Annotated in this window: 3 protein-coding genes and 1 pseudogene; all 4 read right to left on the minus strand. The window is 47.7% G+C overall.

Going from position 1 to position 3,103, the window contains the following annotated elements; translation table 11 throughout:
• Nucleotides 1-140 precede the first annotated feature (140 nt).
• Nucleotides 141-1,007 carry a DegV family protein gene (locus V7Z60_RS09515; protein ID WP_334117576.1) on the minus strand — a complete coding sequence of 289 codons (867 nt, stop codon included), beginning with the start codon at nt 1,005-1,007 and terminating at the stop codon, nt 141-143.
• Nucleotides 1,008-1,114: 107 nt separating this feature from the next.
• On the minus strand, nt 1,115-2,110 hold the full coding sequence (locus tag V7Z60_RS09520; RefSeq protein ID WP_334117577.1) for a beta-1,6-galactofuranosyltransferase: 996 nt from the start codon (nt 2,108-2,110) through the stop codon (nt 1,115-1,117).
• Nucleotides 2,111-2,130: 20 nt separating this feature from the next.
• Entirely contained in the window at nt 2,131-2,544 is a 414-nt protein-coding gene (locus V7Z60_RS09525; protein WP_334117578.1) for a GtrA family protein, read from the minus strand.
• Nucleotides 2,544-3,103 (minus strand): annotated as a pseudogene (locus V7Z60_RS09530) (glycosyltransferase family 2 protein); the annotation flags it as partial. The gene V7Z60_RS09525 and the pseudogene V7Z60_RS09530, both read right to left, overlap by 1 nt.

Genomic DNA, 3,103 nt, shown 5'->3' on the forward strand with positions numbered 1-3,103 from the left:
GAAGATAACGGAAGGTGACTTCATTTTTGCCAGGAAGTTTGATCCGAAGTATTCTGGCGAACTGATGGACAAGCTGGATGAATTCTATGGAAATAAGATTTAAGTAAAAACCGTCTGATGATTGTCAGACGGTTTTTTTGTTATCTGTTCTCTTCTGGTTCTTCCTTTTCCGCCAGCGTAATGACGCCGATAGCGTTCAGACCGGTGTGTGTCATGATGATGGGACTTGTCAGGCGTGCGATGTACTTCGCATCTCTGCTGTTTTCTGGCAGCACGGCATTCTTGATGCGTTCAAGGAATTCTTCGTCCGTGCCGACGTTTGAAAGGGAGAGTTCCACGATGCGGTTATTCTCGTGGAACCTGCTCAGGTCCTTGCAGTACTTAATGAAGGACTTGCGGCTTCTTCCCTTGTTGACGACATCAAGACTGTCTTCACGCAGACGCACGATGATCTTCAGGTTGATCAGCTTGGTCAGGGCACCGGCAAGACGGCTGACGCGGCCGCCTGCAACGAGGCAGTCCATGCTGTCGACCAGGACGTCGGTCGTCGTGCGCTTGTGAATGTCAAGGCAATGTGCCTTGATTTCCTTGATGCTCCTGCCTTCACGGGCATCCTTTGCAGCTGCCAGAACCTGGAACGAAAGCGCACGGTCGGTTTCCTTGCTGTTGATGACCGTGACACTGCATTTGACCATCTCTGCCGCGGAACATGCGGTATGATATGTACCGCTGAGAACGTCTGACATCATGATTGCCAGAATCTCGCTGCCGTCGGCGCCGAGCTGCTCGAATGTCTCGATGAAGCGACCCACGGGCGGCTGGCTGGTCTTGGGTATGTTTCCCTTGCGAAGCTCGTCAACGAGCTCCTGACGCGTAATCGTTTCACCGTCAACGTGATTTTCGCCGTTGATTTCAACGGAGAGCGGGATGATGTGGATGTTGTATTCTTCGATTTCTTCCGGTGTCAGCTGGGCCGAGGAGTCTGTGACAATCTTGATTTCTGCCATTCGGAATGGGCCTCCTTAAATCGTTTTCTATAGTTTATATTATACCGCAAAGAGAGGAGTTGTTCCAATGATGGAAAACCAGGTCATAGCGTGTGACCTGGTTTTACCTAATCTATCAGACTATGAACAGCCTTTTTAATATAATATCCCGAGCGCATCTTCTGTGCTATTCGGTCGGTATTTTCCTTCATCTGTCGGTACTGTTCATCATCAACATTGCTGAGAATATCATCAATGTTATTTAAGGAATCAATTGCAATTCCGACGTTGTTCTTCGTTACAAAGTCTGCCAGTGCTGCTTGCTTCCAGATGATTACAGGAAGTCCTGTGCTCAGGTAAAGGGAAACCTTGTGGGGGTTGTTGTATCTTGTGTATTCTCCGTAAGCCCCGTTGCAGGTGTCCGTGTTGCTTCCTTCCCAGATGAGGCCGAAGTTGTAGGTCAGATGCTCCGGAAGCTCTTCTGGTGAGTATACACCCATGTACTTGATGTTATTGTTGTATGAATCATTTGAACCGGGTCCGAATATATACAATGGCGACCTGGCATTGAAATTATCCAGGAAATACGCCTTCTTGAGATTGCCGGCAAGGCATAATGAACCGGTGTAATCTCTCAATGGCTGAATGGAATTGGGAGTGAGATAATCAAAAATCTCCAGGTCAGTTATCCTGGATGTGATTCCACTATTTTTGAGCCAGGCGGTCATATGGGAGTTATGACTTACAATGCCGTCAGCTTTGTTCAGCAATGCCAGTTCATTCTCTGAATCATGAAAATCATCCCCGAACCTGCGAAGTGAATAGATGTCATGAATGACAAAAATCAAATTTGCTCCGGAAATATTCTTGACCATGAATGTAATGTGTTTCAGTATCCTGGGGGTGCCTGTTGGATACTGTATGACGATGTTTCCCTTTCTGATCATCATAAAAATGAATGGCAGGACGAGATACACATACAGTAGTTTGGCAATTTTGCCGCAAGGTGTATCAATTACCTTGAAACCATCTTCTTTTAAAAATGACGTAACGTCATCCTTTGCCTTTGATCCTGCTGTGTTCTTGACACTTTCATGCCAGGATAGAATATAATTTGAACTCATTTAATAATCTCCTTGAAAAATCAATCTTCCTTGAATGCCCAGAAACGCTGTCCGATGTAGTTCAGCCCGACGAAGAACACCGAGCCGGCAAGCATTGCAACGTTGTCCTGAATGCTTTTAGCAAACGAGCTGAACGCCAAGACGGCAAGCGGCTTGGCAACGCCGTAGGCAATCAGGTAGCATACCGTGATGTTGATGATGAACTTAACGACCGTCTTCATGCTCCTTGACTTGTTCTGGAAGGTGAAATGCTTGTTCAGAAAGTAGCTGACAATGCTTCCGACCACGTAGTTTGAGGCGGAGGATATCCAGTAGCTCAAATGGAACGTGTTGTAGCAGAGAAACATCGTTCCCATTCCGACCGCCGTGTTGACGATGCCGACCAGAATGAACTTGATCATGGTCACATCGAAGAAGTTCTTGAATTTATTCATTATTTCTTTTCCTTTATGATGTAGATTGGTCTGTGCTTGACCTCGGTGAATATCTTTCCGATGTACTTGCCGACGATTCCCAGGCAGAAGAGCTGGATGCCGCCCACAAAGAGCAGGATGCAGACCATTGATGCCCAGCCGCTTGTCGGGTCGCCGCCGTGGACGATGTAGCGGATGATGATGAACAGGATTCCGCAGCCTGACAGGAAGGCGGAGATGAAGCCGACAAACGACGCTATGTCAAGCGGAAACTGCGAGAAGTTGACAATCCCGTCAATCGAGTATTTGAACAGGCTCCAGAAGTTCCAGCTTGTCTTGCCCGCCACGCGTTCGCGGTTCTTGTACTCGAGATACTTCGTCCTGAAACCTACCCAGCTGAAGATTCCCTTCGAGAAACGGTTGTATTCGCTCATCTGAAGAATGGCGTCAACCATCTGACGTGTCATGACACGGAAGTCGCGGGCACCGTCGACGATTTCCGTGTCGGAAATCTTGTTGATTATTCTGTAGAACATACGGGCAAAGAACGATCTCACCGGCGGGTCTCCCTTGCGTGTTG

The organism is Ligilactobacillus sp. (assembly GCF_036846325.1).
Classification (GTDB): Bacteria; Bacillota; Bacilli; order Lactobacillales; family Lactobacillaceae; genus Ligilactobacillus.